22 protein-coding genes are annotated in these 23,037 nt (G+C 57.6%); 17 read left to right on the top strand and 5 right to left on the bottom strand.

Features of this window, described 5'->3' with window-relative positions; all coding sequences use genetic code 11:
* The first annotated feature begins 55 nt into the window (after positions 1 to 55).
* Genes bioF through LDN12_RS09700 form a run of 3 tightly spaced genes read left to right on the top strand, consistent with a single transcriptional unit; the run spans position 56 to position 2,864 of the window.
* Positions 56 to 1,231: an 8-amino-7-oxononanoate synthase gene (gene bioF / locus LDN12_RS09710; RefSeq protein ID WP_223922476.1), complete on the top strand. Its 1,176-nt coding sequence runs from the start codon at positions 56 to 58 to the stop codon at positions 1,229 to 1,231.
* Positions 1,232 to 2,059, top strand: a complete 828-nt coding sequence (locus LDN12_RS09705; protein ID WP_223922475.1) for an alpha/beta fold hydrolase — start codon at positions 1,232 to 1,234, stop codon at positions 2,057 to 2,059.
* Complete coding sequence (locus tag LDN12_RS09700) at positions 2,052 to 2,864, top strand: methyltransferase domain-containing protein (protein WP_223922474.1); 813 nt, start codon at positions 2,052 to 2,054, stop codon at positions 2,862 to 2,864. The genes LDN12_RS09705 and LDN12_RS09700 overlap by 8 nt, the downstream gene beginning before the upstream one ends.
* A 10-nt stretch (positions 2,865 to 2,874) precedes the next feature.
* On the opposite strand, the gene LDN12_RS09695 is transcribed toward LDN12_RS09700, so the two are convergent.
* Positions 2,875 to 3,147: a helix-turn-helix transcriptional regulator gene (locus tag LDN12_RS09695; protein WP_223922473.1), complete on the bottom strand. Its 273-nt coding sequence runs from the start codon at positions 3,145 to 3,147 to the stop codon at positions 2,875 to 2,877.
* Positions 3,148 to 3,778: 631 nt separating this feature from the next.
* On the opposite strand from LDN12_RS09695, the gene LDN12_RS09690 reads away from it, so the two are divergent.
* The 5 genes from LDN12_RS09690 to LDN12_RS09670 all read left to right on the top strand — a co-directional run bounded on the left by LDN12_RS09690 (position 3,779) and on the right by LDN12_RS09670 (position 7,966).
* On the top strand, positions 3,779 to 4,243 hold the full coding sequence (locus tag LDN12_RS09690; RefSeq protein ID WP_223922472.1) for a hypothetical protein: 465 nt from the start codon (positions 3,779 to 3,781) through the stop codon (positions 4,241 to 4,243).
* The gene (locus tag LDN12_RS09685; RefSeq protein WP_223922471.1) at positions 4,240 to 4,536 is read left to right on the top strand and encodes a type II toxin-antitoxin system RelE/ParE family toxin; all 297 of its coding nucleotides are present in this window, start codon (positions 4,240 to 4,242) and stop codon (positions 4,534 to 4,536) included. The genes LDN12_RS09690 and LDN12_RS09685 overlap by 4 nt, the downstream gene beginning before the upstream one ends.
* A 220-nt stretch (positions 4,537 to 4,756) precedes the next feature.
* A complete protein-coding gene (locus tag LDN12_RS09680; RefSeq protein ID WP_223922470.1) occupies positions 4,757 to 7,282 on the top strand; it encodes an SEC-C domain-containing protein in 2,526 nt (841 codons plus the stop codon).
* A 136-nt stretch (positions 7,283 to 7,418) separates the two neighbouring features.
* Complete coding sequence (locus LDN12_RS09675) at positions 7,419 to 7,643, top strand: antitoxin MazE family protein (protein WP_223922469.1); 225 nt, start codon at positions 7,419 to 7,421, stop codon at positions 7,641 to 7,643.
* On the top strand, positions 7,640 to 7,966 hold the full coding sequence (locus LDN12_RS09670) for a type II toxin-antitoxin system PemK/MazF family toxin (protein ID WP_223922468.1): 327 nt from the start codon (positions 7,640 to 7,642) through the stop codon (positions 7,964 to 7,966). The genes LDN12_RS09675 and LDN12_RS09670 overlap by 4 nt, the downstream gene beginning before the upstream one ends.
* A 700-nt stretch (positions 7,967 to 8,666) precedes the next feature.
* On the opposite strand, the gene LDN12_RS09665 is transcribed toward LDN12_RS09670, so the two are convergent.
* Complete coding sequence (locus tag LDN12_RS09665; protein ID WP_223922467.1) at positions 8,667 to 9,653, bottom strand: ABC transporter ATP-binding protein; 987 nt, start codon at positions 9,651 to 9,653, stop codon at positions 8,667 to 8,669.
* Positions 9,650 to 10,612 carry an ABC transporter ATP-binding protein gene (locus tag LDN12_RS09660; protein WP_223922466.1) on the bottom strand — a complete coding sequence of 321 codons (963 nt, stop codon included), beginning with the start codon at positions 10,610 to 10,612 and terminating at the stop codon, positions 9,650 to 9,652. Before LDN12_RS09660 ends, LDN12_RS09665 begins: the two co-directional genes overlap by 4 nt.
* Positions 10,613 to 10,815: 203 nt before the next feature.
* Here LDN12_RS09660 and LDN12_RS09655 point away from each other — a divergent pair, with 203 nt between their 5' ends.
* Together LDN12_RS09655 and queA are read left to right on the top strand one after the other, a co-directional pair.
* Positions 10,816 to 11,946, top strand: a complete 1,131-nt coding sequence (locus tag LDN12_RS09655) for a SpoIID/LytB domain-containing protein (RefSeq protein WP_223922465.1) — start codon at positions 10,816 to 10,818, stop codon at positions 11,944 to 11,946.
* A 14-nt stretch (positions 11,947 to 11,960) separates the two neighbouring features.
* Entirely contained in the window at positions 11,961 to 12,992 is a 1,032-nt protein-coding gene (gene queA, locus LDN12_RS09650) for a tRNA preQ1(34) S-adenosylmethionine ribosyltransferase-isomerase QueA (RefSeq protein WP_223922464.1), read from the top strand.
* Here queA and LDN12_RS17880 read toward each other — a convergent pair.
* A complete protein-coding gene (locus LDN12_RS17880) occupies positions 12,985 to 13,107 on the bottom strand; it encodes a hypothetical protein (protein ID WP_274382206.1) in 123 nt (40 codons plus the stop codon). The genes queA and LDN12_RS17880 overlap by 8 nt on opposite strands.
* 53 nt (positions 13,108 to 13,160) lie before the next feature.
* Between LDN12_RS17880 and tgt the strand changes: the two genes are divergently transcribed.
* From tgt to LDN12_RS09615, 7 genes are all read left to right on the top strand, one after another.
* Entirely contained in the window at positions 13,161 to 14,318 is a 1,158-nt protein-coding gene (gene tgt / locus LDN12_RS09645; protein ID WP_223922463.1) for a tRNA guanosine(34) transglycosylase Tgt, read from the top strand.
* The gene (yajC, locus tag LDN12_RS09640; protein WP_223922462.1) at positions 14,319 to 14,642 is read left to right on the top strand and encodes a preprotein translocase subunit YajC; all 324 of its coding nucleotides are present in this window, start codon (positions 14,319 to 14,321) and stop codon (positions 14,640 to 14,642) included.
* A gap of 67 nt (positions 14,643 to 14,709) precedes the next feature.
* Positions 14,710 to 16,302, top strand: a complete 1,593-nt coding sequence (secD, locus tag LDN12_RS09635; RefSeq protein ID WP_223922461.1) for a protein translocase subunit SecD — start codon at positions 14,710 to 14,712, stop codon at positions 16,300 to 16,302.
* A 9-nt stretch (positions 16,303 to 16,311) separates the two neighbouring features.
* Entirely contained in the window at positions 16,312 to 17,232 is a 921-nt protein-coding gene (gene secF / locus LDN12_RS09630; protein WP_223922460.1) for a protein translocase subunit SecF, read from the top strand.
* Between the two features lie 38 nt (positions 17,233 to 17,270).
* The gene (locus LDN12_RS09625) at positions 17,271 to 17,846 is read left to right on the top strand and encodes a tetratricopeptide repeat protein (protein ID WP_223922459.1); all 576 of its coding nucleotides are present in this window, start codon (positions 17,271 to 17,273) and stop codon (positions 17,844 to 17,846) included.
* Between the two features lie 66 nt (positions 17,847 to 17,912).
* Positions 17,913 to 19,631 (top strand): single-stranded-DNA-specific exonuclease RecJ, encoded by a 1,719-nt coding sequence (gene recJ, locus LDN12_RS09620; protein WP_374045048.1) that lies wholly within the window; start codon positions 17,913 to 17,915, stop codon positions 19,629 to 19,631.
* Between the two features lie 3 nt (positions 19,632 to 19,634).
* Positions 19,635 to 20,534, top strand: coding sequence for a cation diffusion facilitator family transporter (locus LDN12_RS09615; protein ID WP_223922457.1), 900 nt, complete (start codon positions 19,635 to 19,637; stop codon positions 20,532 to 20,534).
* A 117-nt stretch (positions 20,535 to 20,651) separates the two neighbouring features.
* Here LDN12_RS09615 and LDN12_RS09610 read toward each other — a convergent pair whose 3' ends face one another.
* On the bottom strand, positions 20,652 to 22,889 hold the full coding sequence (locus LDN12_RS09610; RefSeq protein ID WP_223922456.1) for an EAL domain-containing protein: 2,238 nt from the start codon (positions 22,887 to 22,889) through the stop codon (positions 20,652 to 20,654).
* Between the last annotated feature and the right edge of the window lie 148 nt (positions 22,890 to 23,037).

The following is a 23,037-nucleotide window of genomic DNA, read 5'->3' as shown; positions in this document are numbered from 1 at the left end:
TTTTGCCATACTTGTCAACCTCGGTATTGATGCGGGTTGACTATTCGGAGGCATTGTGGAGATTTCCATTCAACAGGAGTTGGAGCAGATCAAGGAGCGGGGACTGTATCGCAGGACGCGCCTTATCCAGGGGCGCCAGTCGGCGTGGGTGGAGATGGCCGGCAAAAAGGTGCTGTTGCTCTGTTCCAACAACTATCTGGGGCTTGCCGATCATCCGGCCCTGATCGCGGCGGCGGCCGACGCCGCAACCCGGTTCGGCGTTTCGAGCGGGGCCTCGCGGCTCGTGTCCGGCACCATGGAGTTGCATGAGCGCCTGGAGGCGGCGGTGGCCCGCTTCAAACAGACGGAGGCGGCGCTGCTCTTCAACAGCGGTTACGCCGCCAATACCGGCATCATCCCGGCGCTGGCCGGGCGTGGCGACGTCATTTTTTCCGACAGGCTCAACCATGCCAGCATCGTTGACGGCGCTCTTCTGTCCGGCGCGCGGCTGGTGCGTTATCCCCACAACGATCATACCGCTCTGGCCCGGCTGCTGGAAAAACACCGGGGCACGGGCCGCGCCCTGATCGTCACGGACGGGGTCTTCAGCATGGACGGCGATATCGCCCCCCTCGGGGAACTGGTCCGGCTCAAGACCGACCACAAGGCGCTCCTGATGGTGGATGACGCCCACGGCAGCGGGGTCCTGGGGGAACAGGGGAGGGGCACGGCCGAAATGCTGGGCGTCACGGACGGCGTGGATATCGGCATGGGCACCTTCGGCAAGGCTCTGGGGAGCTACGGCGCCTATGCCGCGGTTTCGGCGGAGTTACGGGAGTTGTTGCTCAACCGCGCCCGCAGCTTCATCTTTTCCACCTCCCTGCCGCCGGCCGTGCTGGCGGCGTCCCTGGCGGCGGTCGAACTGGTCCGATCGCCGGAAGTGAAGAGCCTGCGGGAACAACTCCGCCGCAAGAGCGCTCTGTTCAGAAACCATATGCGCTCGGCCGGTTTCACGCTCCCCGACGGCGAAACCCAGATCGTGCCGCTCGTGACCGGGGAGGCCGACACCACCATGCGGTTTTCCGGGATGCTGTTGGAAGAAGGGTTGTACGTCCAGGGGATTCGTCCCCCCACCGTGCCTGCCGGTGCCTGCCGGCTCCGTTTTACCCTCATGGCGACCCACGGCGACGCAGACCTGGACCGGGCGGCCGAGCGGGTCATAGCGGTCGGCCGCAGATTGGGGGTCATCTAGATGCCGTGGTATGAAGATAGCCGGGGGGAGCGGCTCCGGTACCGGGAACAGGGGCAGGGACCGGCGCTGGTGCTGATCCACGGCTGGTGCATGTCCTCCGCCGTCTGGAGCCTCCAGCTTGACCGGCTCTCCGCCCGGTTCCGCGTGATCGCCCCGGACCTGCGCGGCCACGGCGACTCTCCCGTGGGTTCCGGCGAGTGCCGCCTGGAGACGTTTTGCTCCGATATTATCGACCTGTTCCGTTATCTCGACCTGAACGGCGCCATCCTGGCGGGGTGGTCCCAGGGGGCCCAGGTGGCGGTACGCGCCGTACCCCTCTTGCAGGAGCGTTTGAGCGGCCTGGTGCTGATCTGCGGAACGCCGCTGTTTACCTCCGCCGCGGATTTTCCCCACGGGTTGGCCCCGGCCGAGGCCCAGGGCATGGCCCTCAAGGTGCGCCGTAACCTGAAACGGGCCCTTGAGGGGTTTGTTGCCCGCATGTTCGTTCCGGGAGAGTTGGCCGCGAGCGGCCGGGAGGAGGAGATCCGTGCCCTACTGGATGCGGTGCCGGTCCCGGAAACGGCCGTGGCGCTGCAATCCCTGGCCTCGCTCGCGGAGGCCGACCTGCGGAAACAGCTTGCGGCCATCGACCGGCCGACCCTGGTGATCAGCGGCGAACACGACCCGATCTGCCCGTCTGCGGCTTCGGCCTTCATGGCAAAACGGATTCCCGCCGGCCGCCATGTGACCTATGCCGGGTGCGGCCATGCCCCTTTCCTGACCCGTTGCGACGGGTTCAACGCCGGTCTGGCGGATTTCAGCCGGGAGGTGCGCGGCGCATATGTTTGACAGGCGCAAGGTAGGCAGATCGTTTCACCGCCATGCCGACGCATACGACCGGCTTGCCTCGGTGCAGCAGCGCGTGGTGCGGCGTCTCATGGAACTGTTGGCGGGGCGCGTGACGGAGACGCCCCGGATTGCGCTGGACATCGGCTGCGGCACCGGGGCGCTGACGGCCGCCCTGAAGGAGCGCTACCCGAAGGTGCACCGCTGCGGGCTCGATCTGGCGCTCAACATGGTTCGGCAGGCCAGCGTCAAGGAGGAGGGGGATTGCCTGTTCGTCAACGGGGATGCGGAACACCTCCCGTTCCGGGATGGTTCCTTCGACCTTGTGGTCTCCGCATCCACGCTGCAATGGCTCGGTTCGCTGGATGGCTGTCTCCGGGAATGCCGGCGCATCGTTACAAAGGACGGGTTTATCGCCCTGGCCTTCTTCGGCGGCGCGACGCTGTGGGAGTTGCAGGAGAGTTACCGCGAAGCGCTTGCCCGGCGGGCAGCGCCGGACGACCCCCGTCTCGGGCGGCTGCATCGGTTCATGGGGGTTGCGGCGGTGCGGGAGGCGTTGGCCCGCCTCGATCTCGGGCAGGTGCAGGTGACCAGCGAGATCGAGATGGACCATCACCCCGACGTGCAGGGGCTGCTCAGGTCCATCAAGGGCATCGGCGCCGGCGCGGCGGCGCGGGGCGGCGCGGGCGGACTCGGCTGGCGGAGAATTATCGAGGATATGTCGGAGGTTTACCAACGGCGCTTCTTTGCGGATGGGATGATCCCTGCGACCTACGAGGTGATATATCTTATGATAAAGCCGGCTTGACGCCCGAATTTCACAGGACGGCTATGATCTTCTTGGCCAGGGGGTGGATGACGCTGTAGTGCACCTCGACGCCATCCCGTTTGCCTTCGATGATGCCCTTGTGTTTCAACAGGGCAAGGTGCTGGGATACCGTGGCTTGCGGCAGGTTGAGGCACTCCCAGATATGCTTCACGTTGCATTCCTGGGTGCAGAGGCCGGCCACGATCTTGAGCCTGATCGGGTGTCCCAGTACCTTCAAAACCTCTGCTTCTGTCGCAAATTGCATATTTACATTGAATTCCATGGTTGTCCTCGTATAAGAAATAATGAAAAAATATATATATTGATTTCTGAGCTGTCAAGGAGAATAAGCGCGGAGAATTAATAATATTCGGAGCAGGCGGCTGATCGGGGGGCAAAAAGGTCCCTCTTTTGACCCGGTTCTCGAAAGGACTTTACGGTTTGTCACGTATCTATTCGATTTTGCTTAATTTATACGGCAAGCTCCAGATGCACAATGTGCAAGGCGAATATTTCGCCGGGCAACCCGCAGATCATAATCGGCCTGGAGATTCAACCACACCTCCGGTGACACCCCGAAGTACGTTCCCAAGCCATTTGAAGCAGATACGCCATTTGCCATTGATGCGTATGTCTCTCAAAAGCCTAAAACGTTTTACAAACCGATCATCAAAGAGCACTTCGCTGTCTTTATCGTGGAAACCCTTTAATATATGAAATCAACCTATCCGAAACATGGCATTACGCCAATTGTAATAGCCAGATTTATTTGGTGAAACTGTAAATGCCTCTTAATCGCGCCCAGTGGGGATGCTATGTCAAGTTGCCGGGCGGGGTATTCATTTGCCCGTTGCCAATTATTTATTATTTGGTTATAAATGTAATTACAAAGTAAGTAACCGGAGGTGGGTTGTATGGCAACAACGATGGACACAATAGATCATGTGACCCTGCAACACCTGGTCGAGGCCGGGGCCGTGCGCGGCGCGGAAGTCATCGGCCAACCGGGGGGGTGGGGAATCGTCATCAAATATGGCATGATGGAACGGACTTTGGCAGCCCGGCGTGGTGCCGTCAGGGTTTTCAGCCGGTTTGAAACCCTTGTGAACTACCTCAAGAGCATTGGTATATCGCAGTTCAACGTCAATGCCAGTAACTATGACCCTGCCGAGAAGCGGGTACGCCCTGACGCGGCAGCCCGGATGAAGCGGACCTTCGACGCCGCCGAGCATGACAAGTGGTTCCGGGAGCAGGTTGCAGAGGGTATCCGGCAGGCAGACAACCCGAGCGCGGCATGGCTTTCTGATGCCGAGGTCAAGGCAATGAGCGCGAAGCGCCGGGAGGCGTGGGCAAAGCAGGCTAAAGGGCGTGCCGCGTGATCCTAGTATGGTTGCCCATTGCCGCAGAGGAACGTTTCGAGCAACTGGACTACATCGCCCAGGACAACCCGCTTGCGGCGATCTCGCAGGATGAGGAGATTGAGCGGCAAACCAGTCTTATTGTTTTGCAGCCGGAAATGGGGCGGATTGGGAGAGTGAAGGGAACCCGCGAGTTGGTTATCAGTCAGACCCCTTTTATTACTATCTACCGCATCATGGGCGAGCGGATAGAGATTCTGCGGTTTCTGCATGGGGCTCAGAAGTGGCCTAAGAAGTCGAAAAGCAAGCCTTGATACAAGACACATCTAAAGGTGCTCAACAGCAGCGCAGGCACTTACAAGACTTACGACACGCCCAAAAAGGCTGGCGGGTCAAAGCCATTCCCGTTGGCCAAATGGAATTGGAGGTACAGGGTGGGCAGCCAAGGAGACGCATCTAAGAGTATAAGTTTAGAGGAAATTATGTGGGTCCTCTCGGTCCCCGAGTTCTCCTTGCAATGCAAATGAGGATCAAATGGAATTGACTGCCAGTAAACGGCTTCGTGAGGCTTTTTCGCATTGGGTAAAGGCAGCTGAGTCATACAAAAACTCAGATGAGTTTGTCATTTATTTAAATGCCTGCATCCAAGCTTTACGCAATGTTACCTTTGCGTTGCAGTCTGAGAAGTCAAAAATCCATAACTTCGAAGATTGGTATGCTCTATGGCAACAAGCTATGGCAAAAGATACGATAATGATATGGTGCAGAGATGCACGAAATCAAATTGTAAAACAATCTGACTTAGAAACCAAAAGTGTAGCAATCGTATCTATACATAACAATTATCTAAAAGAACCATCATTTACACTGGAAGTCAACCCATTAGAAAAAATCGAAACGATAGGCAAAATGGTTGTTGAAATGGATTCATCGTTTGGTGCTGAAAAGGGGTATTTAAAAGTTGAAAGGCGATGGATTGATAAGAATCTAGAGAGCATTGAATTGCTAAGCGCCCTTGCCCACGCCTTCACAGTGCTTATCATTTTAGTGAACGATATAGACGACAAATTGGGGCCAGACAGAATTTATCCGATATTCGATAAAGAAAAGACGAAAATAGAACCAGGAATAATATTTCAGCTTCTTGAAGAATATACTCCGTCGTGCATGCAGAGCTTTGAAGATTATCGAACGGAATGGCTATCTATCCCAGACTTAAAACCAATTCATTTAAGGTTTCTTCCATTAAAAATGCCAGCTGAAATTTTGGAAGCTGCAAAAGAAAGATATGGTAGTACCTATAAGGAAATGCCCGACTCCTTCGAGGGCCGGTTCAGTTACTTTTTAGAAACAGCAAAACAACTATTAGAAGCAGACGGGTATCATATGACGGTGGTATTTATGGTTAGCTCTCACCGTCGCTTGGAAATGGTGCAAACAAATTTTAGGAATCAAGAAGATAAATATTTATTCTGGCAGAATATTGCAAAAAAAGCAAAACAGCATGGCATCAAAGAAGTATTTTTTGTCGGAGAAGCTTGGAATTATAGTGTTGCTGATAAGATCGAATTCGGCACGCCTGATAAGATCTCTGATAAGCAAGAGATCCTTGCAATCTCTGGGCTATCATCGTTGGGGGAATGTCGGAATGTCGCCATTCCTTTCCGCAAAATAAACGGTAAGTGTGTTTTAGGACCACCACAAGAAGATAAGCTTGTGCCTAATTTCTTTGTTCCAGTACAAAAAATCTGGGGAATTAAACGCAATTCACCAGAAGTCCTAGACCAAGAAGTTGATCCTTATTATCCGTACTCAGACAAAGTTTTAACACAGCATTATTTGCATACATTTGAGCCAGGGCCTAAAGATTCATGTTTGTGTGGTTCTGGTCAAAAATTTAAAAACTGCTGCAGGGGGCTGTACAGTAGTGTGGCTATGAGTGAGGCTAGAAAAGCATATGCATGCGAGAACTATAAAGACGCACTTAGAGCCGGTCGTTTACATCTCACGTGGTACTTACTTTGTCACAGAGCTCATACCGTACCTTTAATAAAGACAGGCGCAGATATTGCTGACAAGTTTATAACTATGGATGTTGATGCGCTAACAGGTATAATTCAATTTTTAAAGAAATGTTATGATATGGCTGGAAATGGAAAAGACTATTACGGAGTTCTGAAATTCCATTCAAAAGCAGTCGAAGACCAGCGATGGTATGATGAAATAGCCTACTTGAAGGCATTGTATCAATTGGAGAAAGCTGGAAATATAAAACTGGCTTATAAAGAATTAAAAAAAATTTCAGACCTAGAAACAACTACAGATATAAAGGTATTAAATCTTTATCTGCAACTTGTTGGGGAACAATTAACTTCGGAAGAAAAGATTTCAATTATTGACCGCATTCTTGATGCGAACCCAGAGGCCGGAACAGTTCTGCACTATCAAACCATGAAGGCGATGCTACTTTATGTGAACAAAGACGTTAATTCTGCCATCAATCTTCTTCATAATACCATTGCATCATTTAAACAGGGCCACCTCGCAAGTTCTTCAAGTTCAGAAAAAGTTCTTTTTGCTGATTGCTTATACTATTTAGGTACTTTAACTGATGAAGAAAATCACCTGAATGAATCACTAATGATTCTAACCCAATTGCAAGAAAGTTCAGCCTTGTCCCCGTCTGATTTAGCTAGAGCATATTTTATCTTGGGAGAGCTGAATTTCCACATTGGTAAGTTTACTGAGGCAAGGAGATATTTTATTGATAGCATAGCCATCGAACCTTCCCCAGTTGGTAATATATTTATTGCAAAAGCAAGCTTAGCGTTGAAAAACTTTGAAGAGGCTAATGAATATTTAACATCGATAGACATAGAAAAGTTAGATGACGGAGAAAAATTGGATTTTGTGCTTGTGCTGTATGGAATTGCTACGGCAACGTCCGATTCTAAACATTTCGACACAGCGAAGAAGATGCTAATGTCTATAACAAAAATAGGTGCGATTTATATGGAGATGAGAAACGATCTTCTAAGTAGAATTGGTGAAAGAGTATAAGGCGGGGTCAGCCCTTGAAAGTGAAATAATCTGAAAATGACAAGCTACCGCCGCATTGACACCCAGGCAATGCCGGGCAATACCCCTTGACATCCTTTCGGCCTGGTGTTACATGTAACAAAAGGAGGATGTTTTTATGCGAACCCAATCTGTTAGACAACGAGTACAAAGCCACAGAGATCGCCTGCGTGCCGCAGGTCTGCGGCCTGTGCAGATTTGGGTGCCGGACACCCGGCGACCGGGCTTTGCCGAAGAATGCCGCCGTCAATCCCGGCTTGTGGCACAAGCCGACAAAGCCGACACGGATATGCAACGTTTCATGGATGAAGCCTTGGCGGACGTGGATGGGTGGACTGAATGAGGCGCGGAGAGCTTGTCACCATTGCTATGCAAGGTGACTTTGGCAAGCCAAGGCCCGCCCTGGTGATCCAGTCCGACCAGTTCAACGGGCATAGCACTGTTACTGTGTTGCCGGTGACAAGCACGCTGGTGGAAGCCCCGCTGTTGCGTGTCACCGTCCAGCCAAGCAGCGAGAACGGCTTGCAGAAGCCTTCCCAGGTAATGGTGGACAAGGCCATGACCGTCAAGTACGACATGATAGGGCCGGCATTCGGGCACGTTGATGCAGATACGCTGGTGGAGATTGAGCGGTGCCTGGCCGTGTTCCTGGGGGTGGCAAAATGACGGTCAGGATTATCAACCAGGACGCGGCCGAACCTCGGAGGTTACCTACGGATGAGGAAGAGAGTTAGAGCGTATAAAAGTGAAGCCATGGAGGCGGCGCACGAAACGGCGCAAGACCTGCATGAAATTGGGTTGATTGATGCGAGGACCATGCGCGAATTCGACGAAGCGTGCCTTACGCCAGTTATGGAAATGACCCCGCCGAGATCATCGAAACACGGTCCAGGATCGGCGTAAGCCAAGCCGCCTTCGCACACTATCTCTTTTATCTTTATCTAATAAATTATTTCAATCCACCTCAAGCGACCTTGCGCCTCAACGGAGTAACCTTGCTGTCTATGCCGATGATGTTGCTGTTAAATTTGCGCTCCTAAGCTTTCCAGGGTTTGTTCTTTTCCTTGTCGTGCTTATGACAATTGTTGGTAAGGATCACGCCTTGCTTGACGTCGTTCAACACCGTGTCGATGATTTCATCCATAACCCCCATACCAACCCCATGCCGACCATGAAAGTTGCCGCCGTCCGCCCCGGATCGTGAGGGGTGAATTTTTCAACCCCAGTCTGTTTTCGGTGGCCGGTTTTCCACCTGCATCAAGGGCTTAAAATGGGGAGTTTTCCTATTTAAGCCCCTATACCGGCCCATGCTGTTAAAGAGAAAATGCCTGGAGAACTTTAAATGGTATCCAAAGCAGGCGGCTGGTCAGCCGGCGAAGATGTCCCTGCTCAGGTGACAGGCGGCAAAATGGCCGTCCCGTTTCTCCTCCAGAGGGGGTGGGGTGGTGCGGCAGATTTCGGCGGCGTAGCGGCAGCGGGGATGGAAACGGCAGCCGCCGGGGATGGCGAGGGGCGAGGGGAGGTCGTCGGCCAGGAGGACCGGCGCGTCGCGGCGTTGCCCGGCGATGCGCGGGATGGCCGCGATCAGCGCTTCGGTATAGGGATGCTGGAAATGCTGGAAGAGCTGGGCAGCCGGGGCGCTCTCCACGATGACCCCCAGGTACATGACCAGCACCCGGTCGCATACATGGCGCAGCACCGAAAGATCGTGGGACACGATGATCATGGTCAGGTGGTGCTCGGACTTCATGGCCTGGAGCAGGTTGATGATCTGGGCCTGAATGGAGATGTCGAGAGAGGAGACCGGTTCGTCGGCGATGATGATCTCGGGCGACGAGGCCAGGGCCCGCGCTATGCCGATGCGTTGGCGCTGACCGCCGGAAAATTCGTTGGGGAAACGGTCGGCGTGCTCGGCCTTCAGGCCGACCGACTCCAGCAGCTCCAGCATTTTGGCGCGGATGGCCTGCCGGGAAGCGCCTCCGGCAATGACCAGCGGTTCGGCGATCGAATCGCCGATGCGCATGCGCGGGTTCAGGGAGGAAAAGGGGTCCTGGAAGATCATCTGGGTCCGCTGCCGGAATTGTTTCCGTTCCGCCGGGGAGAGGGTGTCGATGGCCGTACCGCGGTAGCGGACCTCGCCGCCGTCGGAGGGCAAGAGGCCGGCCAGGAGCTTGGCCAGGGTCGATTTGCCGCACCCGGATTCGCCCGCAATGCCGACGGTTTCTCCCCTGGCGATCTCCACATCCACCTCGTCCACCGCGGTGAGCACCCCTGTTTGCGAGGCGGGACCGGCGCTGACGCGGAACTGTTTGCGGAGTTTCACTCCGCCGAGTAGCGGTTGATTCTCTGTCATAGGCGTTTCCAGCAACGGACGAGATGGCCGGGAGAGACCTCTTCCAGCTCGGGGACCTGGGTCAGGCACGGGGGCTCCGCATGGGGGCAGCGCTCGCAAAAGCCGCACCCGGACAGTTGCTTCGTCAGGCCGGGAGGCTGTCCCGGAAGGGTGGCAAGCGGCTGTCCCGGCTGGGCGTTCTGGGGGAGGGACGCAAGAAGCGCCGCGGTATAGGGGTGCCGGGGGGCGCCGAGAAGTTCCGCCGTCGGGGCCGATTCCACGATGCGCCCGGCATACATGACGCAGGTCCGCTCCGACCGTTCGGCCACAATACCCAGATCGTGGGTGATCAGCAGGATGCCCATGTCCTCCGACCGCCTGAGGGAGTCGATCAGTTCCAGGATCTGGGCCTGAATGGTGACATCCAGCGCGGTCGTCGGTTCGTCGGCGATCAGGAGCGCCGGGCTGCAGGCCAGGGCCATGGCGATCATGACCCGCTGGCGCATGCCGCCGCTCAACTGGTGGGGATAGTCGCGCATGCGGTCCCCGGACGACGGGATCCCCACCTTGCGCAGCAAGTCGGCCCCGCAGGCCTCGGCTTCCCGGCGCGACATGCCGCGGTGCAGCCGGAGCGGCTCCGTAACCTGTTCCCCGATGCGCAGAACCGGATTGAGGGAGGTCATGGGCTCCTGGAACACCATGGAGATCCTGCTGCCCCGGATGGAGCGCATGGCCTCCTCCGGGAGCGGGACGAGATCGGTGCCGTCGAACGTGATCTCGCCGGAGCTGATGAAACCGGGCGAGGGGATGAGGCGCATGATGGAGAGCGCGGTCAGCGACTTGCCCGACCCGGATTCGCCCACCAGGGCCACGGTGCTCCCCTTGCGGACCTCCAGGCTGACGTCGTTGACCGCCGCCAGGACCCCTTGCGGGGTTCTGAAGCAGGTGCTCAGATGTTTGATCGAGAGGAGCGCGCTCATTGCCGGACCCTGCCGGGGGAGGCATGGCGACGTCGCGGGGGTAAAGGCGCTCTATTCGTATAATGGAGAGTCATTGCGGCAGCAGTGTAACGAGTCTCCCCCCACATTTCAATGGTAAATTTGGCGGCCGTCGCACGGCGGCCGGATGTTAAAACAAATTGACATACAGCCTCTTTGTGTGGTCTTATCATCAAGTTTTGCAGATGACAAAAATACGCATAGTTATGGCTGGGTTGTTGATTGCGGCGGCCTTTGTCGTTTTGGCGGGACGCAGGTGCGATGCCGCGCTGTCGGTGGATACGATCAGGGTCGCCATTGTCAAGAACGCCCCCGGTGTCACCGTTGACGGTAACGGCCTCCTGGCACTCCGGGAAAACGGCGCCGCCGTTGCCCTGAACCCCCCTGTTGCCGTTAAGGCGGGCCGGGACGATGTGCTTGTGGATGGCGTGCCTTACCGCCGGCTGGTCTTCTCGGCGGCGTCGGCGGTTTCCATCAACGGCAAGCGGTATCGCGGGGTTGCCGAGATACGTTTTAACGATAAGGGCTTGCTGGTCGTCAACGAGTTGCCTCTTGAGGACTACCTGGTCGGCCTGATCAATTGCGAGATCTCCTCCGCCTGGCCGATCGAGGCGATCAAGGCCCAGGCGGTGATCGCCAGGACCTATGCCGTCAACCGGAGAGAATCCCGGCGCGATGCGCTGTATCATCTCGAATCGTCGGTTATCGACCAGGTGTACAACGGCTGCGAGATCGAGGATAACCGCGCCCGGCGGGGGGTCTCGGAAACCGCGGGCGAGGTGCTGACCTACAACGGCGCCATCATCCAGGCCTTCTATCACTCCAATTGCGGCGGCAAGACCGAGGCGGCGGAGAATGTATGGGGAATGAGCATTCCCTATCTCAAGGGGGTCGATTGCCAGTACTGCCGGTTGTCGCCGTCCAGCGCCTGGGACCAGAAGCTGAGCCTGCGGGACTTGGAGGAAAGACTTAAGGCCGCCGGTTACAAGGCGACGGGCCTGATCGATATCCGGGCCGGGGCTCGCAACAGCAGCGGCCGGCTGAAGGATGTCATCGCCGTTACCCGGCGGGGCGAGGTCGCCGTACCCGGCAACCAGTTCCGCAAGGCGATAGGCTACGGCATTATCAAAAGCACCAATTTCACCGTCAAGGTTGTCAATGGGGACGCCATATTCTCAGGCCTCGGCAACGGGCACGGCGTGGGGCTCTGCCAGTGGGGCGCCAAACAACGGGCTCTGGAAGGCTTTTCGTATGCCGAGATCCTTTCCTACTATTATCCCGGCACGGAACTGAAAAAGCTCTCTGACATTCGCTGAACGGTCGTACGGTTATGTTTGTTAAGGATTTCAATTACCACCTGCCCCAGGAACTGATCGCCCGTTATCCGGCTTCCGAACGGGACGCGTCGCGCCTGATGCTCCTGGGTCGCGGTTCGAAAACCATCGGCGAGGATGTTTTCGCCCACCTGGGGGACCATCTGCGCCCCGGCGATCTGCTGGTGATGAACGACACGCGGGTCATTCCGGCCCGGCTGTTCGGCGCCAAGGAAACCGGCGGGAGCGTGGAACTGTTTCTGGTGAAGCGGTTATCCCCCGGGGGAGACGAGTGGGAATGCCTGCTGCGCGGGTCGAAACGCTTTCGGGAAGGGCAACCGATTCTGCTTGCCGCCGGGATGACGGCGCGGGTGATCGCCCGCCAGGGGCCCGAATCGTGGCGGGTGGCGTTTTCGGGCGCCGAACCGTTCGATACGTGGCTCGAACGGGAGGGGCACATACCGCTTCCCCCGTATCTTCAGCGCGATGACGACGTGCAGGACCGGGAACGGTACCAGACGGTGATCGCACAGGTCCCCGGTGCGGTGGCCGCGCCCACGGCGGGCCTCCATTTCACCCGTGAGCTGCTGGCCGAGCTGGAGGCCAAGGGGGTGGGCAGCGCCCGGTTGACCCTGCATACGGGGCTTGGCACCTTCAAGCCGGTGCGGGTGGAACAGGTGGAAGAACATCGCATCCACCGCGAATGGTATGCCATTCCCACGGAAACCGCCGATGCCGTCCGTTCCACCAGGGAGCGGGGAGGCAGGGTGGTTGCGGTCGGCACCACCAGTGCCCGGGCGCTGGAGTTTGCCGCCGACGATGACGGCAACATCAGGGCCGGCGCCGGTGAAGCCGATATTTTTATTTATCCCGGCTACCGCTTCCGGGTGGTGGACGGCCTGATAACCAATTTTCACCTCCCGGAATCGACGCTGCTCATGCTGGTGGCCGCCTTTGCCGGGCGGGAGTTCGTTCTCGACGCCTACCGGGAGGCCGTTACCCGCGGTTTCAGGTTTTACAGCTACGGCGATGCAATGTTGATTATATGACCTGAACCCGTGACGCCTCCATGCCTTCGCCGGTCAGCAAGGCCTCGGCCTTTGCGTTTGAAGCGTTTGCAACGATCGGACGGGGTGCCGCCGGGCGGGTGGGTTGTCGAGACATGGCGGCGGGCGGGCTCCGGTTCTTCCGGACGCTGCGGTATCACGGATTCAGATATGATAGTAGAGAGAGGGTATGTGTCCGGCACTTTTTCCGTTATTCACCGCGATGCCTCGTGCGGAGCGCGCCTCGGTTCTTTGAAAACGCCCCACGGCGAGATAGAAACCCCGATCTTCATGCCGGTGGGCACCAACGCCACCGTCAAGGCCATGACCCCCGAGGATCTGCATGCGGCCCACGCCCGGATCATCCTGGCCAACACCTACCACCTGTACCTGCGTCCCGGCCACCGGCTGGTGGAAACGCTGGGCGGCCTGCACCGCTTCATGAACTGGTCGGGACCGATCCTCACCGACAGCGGCGGGTTTCAGGTCTTCAGCCTGGGGGAATTGCGCAAGATCAGCGAGGAAGGGGTCAAGTTCCAGTCGCACCTGGACGGCTCCTATCATGTGCTGACGCCGGAGTTGTCGATCAGGATCCAGGAAGCGCTGGGCGCGGACATCATCATGTGTTTCGACGAGTGCCCGGCGGCCACGGCGGATTACGACTATGTCAGCCGCTCCCTGGAGATGACGACCCGTTGGGCGAAACGCTGCAAGGAAGCCCATCACCGCGAGGGGCAGCAGTTGTTCGGCATTATCCAGGGGGGTATGCATCACGACCTGCGCGCCCGCAGCCTGAACGAGATCTGCGCCATCGGCTTTGACGGTTATGCCCTGGGCGGGCTTTCGGTGGGAGAGGAAAAGGAACAGATGTACGGGGTGATGGAATGCTGCGCCCCGCTCATGCCGCAAGACGCCCCCCGGTACATCATGGGGATCGGCGCCCCGGAAGACCTGGTCGAGGCGGTCTGGCACGGCTTCGACATGTTCGACTGCGTCATGCCGACCCGTAATGCCCGTAACGGCATGCTCTTTACCAGCCAGGGGCGGATCAACATCAAGGCCAAGCAGTACGAGGAGGACGGGGGGCCGCTCGACCCGGCCTGCGGCTGCCATGTGTGCCGCACCTATTCCCGGGCTTATTTGCGGCATCTTTACCGGGCCGGCGAGATTCTGGCTTCGCAGTTGAATACTCAGCACAATCTGTATTATTATCTCGATCTGATGCGCCGGATGCGCGAGGCGATTCGTGAAGACCGCCTGGATGTCTTCCGTCGGGATTTTTACGATAGTCAGACGAACAATCAGGCTCAAAAAAAGGAGGATAGTTAAATGTTTGGATTGGCATTCGCAATGGCTGGCCCCCCAGGTGGGGCAGCAGGGCAGGCGGGCGGCATGGCTGCATTTCAGCAGATCATCCCGCTGGTTTTGATGTTCGCCATTTTTTATTTCCTGTTGATCCGCCCGCAACAGAAAAAGGCCAAGGAGCACAGAACGCTTCTGGATGCGCTCAAAAAGGGCGATAGCGTAATTACCGCCGGCGGGGTGCACGGCAAGGTGACGTCGGTCGACGATACCATGGTGACCCTGGAGATCGCCACCGGCGTCAACATCAAGATCACCAAGAGCTACATCGCTACCATCAAGAAGGACTAGTGTAAAAGCAGGACACTGAGCAGGACGCGGTATACAATGTTATTACATCGAAGGGAGAATGAGCCTCATGCCGAAAGGAATTGGCTGGCGTTTTGGCCTTATAGGCATTTTCATCCTGCTGTCGTTTCTCTACCTGACCCCGACCCTGGTACCCAAGCTGCCCTCCTGGTGGAGCGGCCTGTTGCCCAAGGACAAGATCCATCTGGGGCTTGACTTGCAGGGCGGTACCCACCTCGTACTGGAGGTCGATACCCAGAAGGCGGTCGAGGGTACCCTGGACATCGTGGCAACCGACCTTGAGGACACGCTGACCAGTAAAAACCTCCACTTCAAACGAATCAGCCGGACCGGTTCCGACAAGGTGACGTTGGTCCTTTACGAAAAAGGGACTGCCGACACGGTGCAGAAGCTCCTCAAAGACAAGTATCCCGGCTATGAGCAGAGCCCTCTCCACGACGAAGGCGGTTTTGTCGCCCTGGATCTGCGGGTGAGCGAGAAAGATGCCCAGGACCGCAAGGACAAGGCGGTTCAGCAGGCGCTGGAGACCATCAGGAACAGGATAGACCAGTTCGGCGTCTCCGAGCCGATCATCCAGCGGGAGGGCGTGGACCACATCGTCGTTCAGCTTCCCGGCATCAAGGACCCCCAGCGCGCCATCGAGCTGATCGGACGCACGGCGCGGCTTGAGTTCAAGATGGTCCGGGAGGATATCTCGCCGTCCGCAGCCACGATTCCCGACGATTCGGAAATCCTGAAGGAAAAATCCGTCGATCCGGCCACCGGCGCCGTCAGCGAGACACCGTTCGTGCTGCAGAAAAAATCGCTCATCACCGGCGATCTGCTGACCGACGCCCAGGTGCGCATCGATTCCCAGTTCAACCAGCCCTACGTGGCCATCGAGTTCAACTCCCTGGGCGCCAAGCTGTTCGATCAGGTGACCGCCGCCAACGTGGGCAAACGTTTTGCCATCGTTTTGGACAACAACATCTATTCGGCCCCGGTCATCCGGGAGCGCATCTCCGGCGGCAGCGCCCAGATATCGGGCAACTTCACCGAGAAGACCGCCTCGGACCTGGCAATCGTGCTCCGCGCCGGCGCGCTCCCCGCTCCGGTCAAGATCATTCAGAACGTGACCGTCGGCCCCTCCCTGGGGCAGGACTCCATCAACAAAGGCCTGATGGCCGGCCTGATCGGGGTGGTGCTGGTCGTTATCTTCATGACGATCTACTACAAGCTGTCCGGCTTGGTGGCCAACCTGGGCATGGTGCTGAACGTGGTCTACCTGATGGGAGCGCTGGCGGCTTTGGGCGCCACCCTGACCCTGCCGGGTATCGCCGCTATCGTCCTGTTGATCGGTATGTCGGTTGACTCCAACGTTCTTATCTTCGAGCGCATCCGCGAGGAGCTCAAATTGGGCAAGAGTCCCAAGGCGGCCCTGGATGCCGGTTATGACAAGGCCTTCATGACCATCATGGACTCCCACATCACCACCCTGATCACGGCGGCGGTGCTGTTCCAGTTCGGCACCGGTCCGGTCAAGGGGTTTGCCGTTTCCCTCAGCCTGGGTGTCATCATCAACCTGTTTACCTCGCTGATCGGCACCAAGGTGACCTTCGACCTGTTCCTGCACAAGGGAACAGCCAAGAAAATGAGCATATAGGGGGAGCACATGGAACTTCTGGGCAAGACCAACATAGACTTCATCGGAAAACGCAACATTTCGTTCGTCATATCGTCGATCATCGCCATCCTGGGGATCGTCGGCATCATCCAGATCGCCCGCGGGGCGGCAAACATGGGGATCGACTTCTCCGGCGGCACCTCCATGCAACTCAAGTTCGCCAAGCCGATATCAATGGCGGATGCGCGCACGGCGCTCCACAAGCACGGCATCGCCAGGGTCGACCTGCAGGAGATCAAGGATGGCAATAAACTGTTGATCAAGATCGACAAAAACGCCGGCGCCACCGTCGGCAAGTCCGCCGATGCGGTCAAGGCCTCCTTCTCCTCCGAGTTCGCCGACAACCCCTATGTGGTGGAGAGCACCACCGAGATCGGCCCCTCCATCGGCGACAAGCTGCGCAAGGACACTTTGGTGGCGGTGGCCATTTCGCTTCTGGGCATCATCCTGTACATCGCCTGGCGTTTCGACTTCAAGTTCGGCATCGGCGCCACCGTGGCCACAATCCATGACTGCCTGGCCATGTTTGCGGTCTTTTACCTGTTCAACAAGGAGATCAACCTGTTGTTCATCACCGCGGTGCTGACCATTGCCGGTTATTCCCTGACCGACACGGTGGTCGTATTCGACCGTATCCGCGAGAACCTGCACAAAAACCTCAAGGGGGCGATGCAGACCATCTTCAACAACAGCATCAACGAGGTGCTTTCCCGGACCATCGTCACCTCGCTGACGGTTTTCCTCGCCGCGGCATCACTGTTCCTCTTCGGCGGCGAAGTGATCCATGACTTCTCGCTTGCCCTCCTGATCGGCGTGCTGGTCGGCACCTATTCATCGGTCTTCGTTGCCAGCCCCATCGTGGTCCTGCTCGAAAACCGCGCTCTGGCGAAACAGGGCGACAAGGCCTGACCGAATCAAGGATTGAAATTCAGAAGGAGAAACAGCCATTGAAAAACGAAACTATTCTCTTAGCTGTTGTCGCGTTGATTGTTGGTCTTTTAGGCGGTTATCTCGTGTTCAGCATCAGCTCCAGCAATAAGGAACAACAGGCCATGCCGACCATCCCGGCCGGTTCCGGCACGCCCACCGACTATGCGCGGCGCATTGCCGAAGCGGAAAAGATCGTGGCGCAGGACCCCAAAAACCTCACGGTCTGGATCTCTCTGGGCAACGACTACTTCGACACCGATCAGGCCCAGAAAGCCATAAACGCCTACGGCAAGGCCCTGGAGCTGGACCCCAACAACACCAATGTGCTAACCGACCAGGGGGTCATGTACCGCAGGGTGGGGTGGTTCGACAAGGCGATCGCCAATTTCGAAAGGGCGCTGAAGATCGATCCCAAGCATCTCCAGAGTCTGTACAACATGGGGATCGTCTATGCCGTCGACCTGAAACAGCCGGCAAAAGGTGTGCCGTACTGGAAGCGGTACGTCGAGGTGGACCCGACCAGCGCCACCGGCATCCGGATCAAAGGCATGATCGAACAGTACGCCAAGGGAACACCGCCGGTCATGAAATAGATCAGAAAATCCCCCGCCAGCCGGGGGATTTTTTTTGCTCGCGCAACGGAAACAGCGCAGGTAAGGATGATAACCGCCGTGCACAGAAAGTGGAATACAAAACAAACGGATTTGACAAAGGCGGCGCGTCTGGCCGAAGATGCTTCGCTGCACCGGCTTACGGCAACCGTCCTCGTCGCCCGGGGGATCGAAACCGCCAACGAGGCCGCCACGTTTCTCGCCCCGTCGCTGTCTGACATGCTCGACCCCCATCTGTTGCAAGGGATGGATACGGCGGTCGCACGGCTCCTGACTGCGCGCCGCAATCGGGAAACCGTATGCATCTACGGCGATTACGACGTGGACGGCATCACCGGCACCGCCCTGCTGGTTTCCTTTCTGAGGCAGACCGGCTTTTCCTGCCGTTATTTCATCCCCAACCGCTTCGATGACGGCTACGGGCTCAACCGGGAGGCCATCCAGGGGATCATTGCCCTGGGAACCGATCTGATCGTGTCGGTGGACTGCGGTATTACGGCGGTCGATGAGGCGTTGTTCTGTACCGGACAAGGGATCGACCTGATCGTTGTCGACCACCATCTGCCCAAGGAGACCATCCCTGCCGCCCTTGCCGTCATCAATCCCGTGCAGCCCGGCTGCCCCTATCCCTTCAAATCGCTGGCGGGCGTCGGCGTGGCCTTCAACCTTTTGGTGGCCCTGCGCAAGGCCCTGCGCGACGAGGGGGGCTTTCCGGGCGCAGGTGAGCCGGACCTGCGCGACTGGCTCGATCTGGTGGCCTTGGGCACCATCGCCGATGTCGTTCCCCTGACCGGACAGAACCGTATATTGGCTTTTCACGGCTTAAGACAGATCACCAATTCGATAAAACCGGGTATCCGGGCGCTCAAGCGGGTCGCCGGCATAACGGGGGGCGTCACCTGCGGCCAGGTCGGCTTCCGTCTCGCCCCGCGCCTGAACGCCGCCGGGCGCATGGAAAGCGCCGTTCCGGGGGTGGACCTGCTTTTGAGCGCCGACCAGGCGGAGTCCGAGGGGATTGCCGCGGAACTGGATGCCGCCAACGCCGAGCGGCAAGCCGTCGAGCGGCGCATCCTGGATGAGGCGATCGCCATGGTGGAGGCGTCCGGCGCGTATCCCGGTTGCCGGAGCATCGTGCTCTCGTCCCCGAACTGGCATCAGGGGGTGGTGGGGATCGTTGCCTCGCGTCTGGTGGAGCGGTATCACCGGCCGACGATCCTGATCAGCCTCGATGAAGAGGGCAACGCCAAGGGTTCCGGCCGCAGCATCCCGGGCTTTCACCTGCTGGATGCAATAACGGCCTGCGCCGGGTTCCTGGAGCGTTTCGGCGGGCACCGTTACGCCGCCGGCATAGGCCTGCGCGCCGACGCCGTCGTATCGTTTGCCGCCGCCTTCGAGGCCGAGGCGGCCCGGCTGCTGACGGACGGCGACCTTGTGGCGCAGTTGGATATGGACGCCGAGGCGCGGCCGGACGACATTACGCCGGAACTGGCCCGCGAGTTGAAGCGGCTGGAACCGTTCGGCGCCGGTAATCCCGAACCGGCGCTGCTCATGCGCGGGGTGCGGGTCATGGAGCAGCGCATGGTGGGTGACGGACACCTGCGCCTGCGCCTGTCGGCGGAGGGACGCCACTTCAACGCCATCGCCTTTCGCCTTGCGTCCCGTCAGGTCCCTGGTATGGTTGATATAGCCTTTTTCCCGGAGATGAACGAATGGAACGGCAACTCCACCCTGCAGTTGCGGGTGAAGGACCTGCGTCCCGCGGAGTGATCGATGCAGCGTGAAGAACGTTTCGATAGGGCCGAGAGCGTCATCCGCATCGGCTTCTGGGTCAACGCGGTACTGATGGTCTTCAAACTGGCCGCCGGTTACTGGGGGCGCTCGGACGCCGTGTTTGCCGACGGCATCGAGAGCGCCTGCGATTTCATCGCCCTGTTCTCCACCATGGTTGCGCTCAAACTGGGCCGCAAGCCCTTCGACGAGCAGCATCCCTACGGCCACGGCCGGGCTGAAAGCCTGTCGGCCCTGTTCGTCTCCATGGTTATCGTCGCAACCGGCGCCTGGATCCTGGTCGGATCGGTGCATGCCGTCATCGACCGCGACTTCAAATCGCCCGGCCTGATCGCCGTTTTTGCGGCCTTTGCCACCATCCTCATCAAGGAATGGCTCTACCGTTTTTCGCAGAAAACCGGGGTGCACCTGGAAAGTCCCGCGCTTCTGGCGGTTGCCAAGGACCACCGCAAGGATGCCATCACCTCGATCTCCACCCTGGTCGGGGTGGGGGGAGCCTATTTCGGCTGGGGGATCATGGACCCCCTGGCGGCCGGACTGACCTCGTTCTTCATCCTGCACATCGGTTTCCAGACCTTCCGGGAATCGGCCCACGACCTGATGGACGGCAGCGCTCCGCCGGATTTCGTCGGCGAGGTCACCCGCCTGGCGGAGAGCGTGCCCAGGGTGGAGCATGTCCACGGCATCCGCGCCCGCCGTTCCGGCCAGTACATGATCATCGACCTCAAGCTGGATATGGACCCCGCCATGACGGTCAAGGAGTCCCACGACGTGGCCACCAGTGTGAAAAAACTGATCTTCGCCGGTTTTCCCAACGTGGGGGACGTGATGATCCACGTCAATCCCCATGACGAGGAACATGAGGACCTGATCAGGCTTTAGCGCTGCTCTGATATTGGGAAGGACCCCAATCCTGGGAAGGAAGGGGGGCATTTACGGCGTGGCAAAGGGGTTCTGTTTGCATGTCGAATTCGCAAAAACAGCGGCAAATTGGTCGGTTCACAGAGCGTGCTTCCGCTCAACCCCGTAATGTTCCTGCCGCGCGAGGATAAAGGCAAGGCAGTCGGCATGAGACAGCGGCTTACTGAACAGATAGCCCTGATAGATTTCACAACCGAGATGTCGGAAACGCCCCAGTTGTTCTTCCTTTTCTATCCCTTCTGTTATCGTCGTCATACCGAGGTTCCGGCTCAACTCCACGATACTGCGGACAATATGGTCGTTGATGTCGCCCTCGCATGCGTCAGTCAGTGAACGATCTATCTTGATCGTATCCACCGGAAGTTCCTTGAGGTAACGTAACGATGCGTGCCCCATGCCGAAATCGTCGATCGCCACATGGACGCCGGAGTTCCTGATGCGGCGCAAGGTGTCGATTGTCCTGGCATCAGGCGCCAGAACAGTGGACTCCGTTATTTCCAGCTCAAGCTGATCGGGATGTAGTCCGGCGCGTGTCAGGCTGTCGGCAACCTCCGGGCAAAAGAGTTGATTGAGCAACTGGCTGGGAGAGACATTCACTGAAATCACCAGGTCGTTTGGTAGCTTGCCCTTCCATTCTGCTCGTTGGCGACAAGCCAGGTTCAACACGAACAGGCCGAGTTGGTCAATGCAACCGGTGTCTTCCGCAAGGGCTATCGTCACCGGCGGGGGGATGCGCCCGTAGGTTGGATGATTCCAGCGCAACAAGGCTTCCACTCCGCGCACGCGGTTCTCGGTGACATTAATTTGGGGCTGATATTCGAGAAAAAGCTGTGTAGCGTCATGGGTCAGGACGTTTTGCAGATCGTGAGCCAAGGCCTTAGCCAAACGTCCCTCTTCGCCTGGCCGGTCGATGCATTTTCTGCCGCTCTGCCCCGTTTCGCAACCGGTCGCTGTTTGTAACAAGGTATTCAGCCCCAAGATACCCTGCCGCTCCCGCAAATCGTCGGCAAGCCGTACAAAAGGGTAATATAACGCTACCCCCATGGCAAGATTGGCCATCTGCATGAAAACCCCGGATACTGACCCGGTTGCTGCAAAGCCGCTGACAAATACCGGAGTCGTCCAAGCCCAGGTTACCCCGGGGGCGGGATGGGGCACAACACCAAGAACCATTGCGGCATACGTGATTAAGGTTTGAGTTATCGGAGTCAGCACGAACGGGATGAAATAAACGGGATTCAAGACCAGGGGAAGACCGAAAAGCAAGGGTTCGTTCACATTGCATAAAGCGGGGATCAAGGCGAACAGGCAAAGTTTGCGATTGCCTCCATCCCGGCTGTAGAGCAATATGGCGGCGATAAGGCACAATGTACTGCCCGAGCCCCCCATACGGGTAAAAGCATCGAAAAAAGGTTTTGTAAAGATAAAGGATGGTGTCTCTCCCGACGCCGCGACAGCCGAGTTGGCGATACTGGCTGGAACGAGAAAATTCTGCTCGATGGGAAAGAGAAGATTAGGACCGTGGGCACCAAAAAACCAGAAGATTTGCGAAAGGCCGGAATAGACAAGGCCAAAACCGAGGCCATGCCCAACATGGGAAAAGAGGGAGATCAGCAGGTTGTTTGTCGCCAGGTACAGATCAGGAATCCCCGTCATCACCAGGATTATCCGGATCGCCCCAAAAACGGCGATTGTCGCCATGCCGGCGGGCATGACCGTTAAGACATCCCGCACCATGGGATCATGGCCCACCGCGCCAAGCGGTAGTTGGAAACAGCTACACTGCGAGAGGCGAAGGAACAGGCTGCAACCGGCTGCCGCGACGCACAAGGCCACCATAAACCCCTGACTCATGGAAAAAGCAGCCTCCCATGAGGTGGATTCGGCCGGGGCTGTCACAACAAAAAAACAGGACAAGACCACCACGACAACCATGACAGGACTGACAAACTGTCCCGTGCGCCACTGGTTATGGTGCATGGTCATGGCACTGCTGAATGTACACAGCACGGCAAGCGAAGCAATGCCGAAGGTGCCTGAGATCATGTTGTCGCAGGTGATCCGCCAGTTTTGACCAAACAGATGATCAAGAAATAGATGCAGGGATTGGGCGGGAAAATTGCGGAGTGAAAGAGCCAGAGCGCCGATCATGATCAGCGGCAGGACAAGAACCAACCCGCGTTGAATCGACAGGAAAAATGTCCGCCGACTGATATTTTCGGCAAGTTCCAAAAGAGATAACTTTTGCCGGAGGCGGTGTAACAGTTCAGCCGTTGGGAAATATTTCATGTGGATGTCCAAGGTGAGTGTCGGCATGCCGGTCCGGCCTTTGTTGCCGGTTTTTCGTTCACGGTCTTAACCTGAGAGTTCTCGACATAATCCAAGATAGTGATGTGTCGTCTATTTGCGCAGATGGCGTTTGGCTAAAATTATTTGCACAAACTAACATATGGCCGTTCTAGTG

This window comes from Geobacter sp. AOG2 (assembly GCF_019972295.1).
Taxonomy (GTDB): domain Bacteria; phylum Desulfobacterota; class Desulfuromonadia; order Geobacterales; family Pseudopelobacteraceae; genus Oryzomonas.
This window is presented reverse-complemented; position numbering and strand designations above follow the sequence as displayed.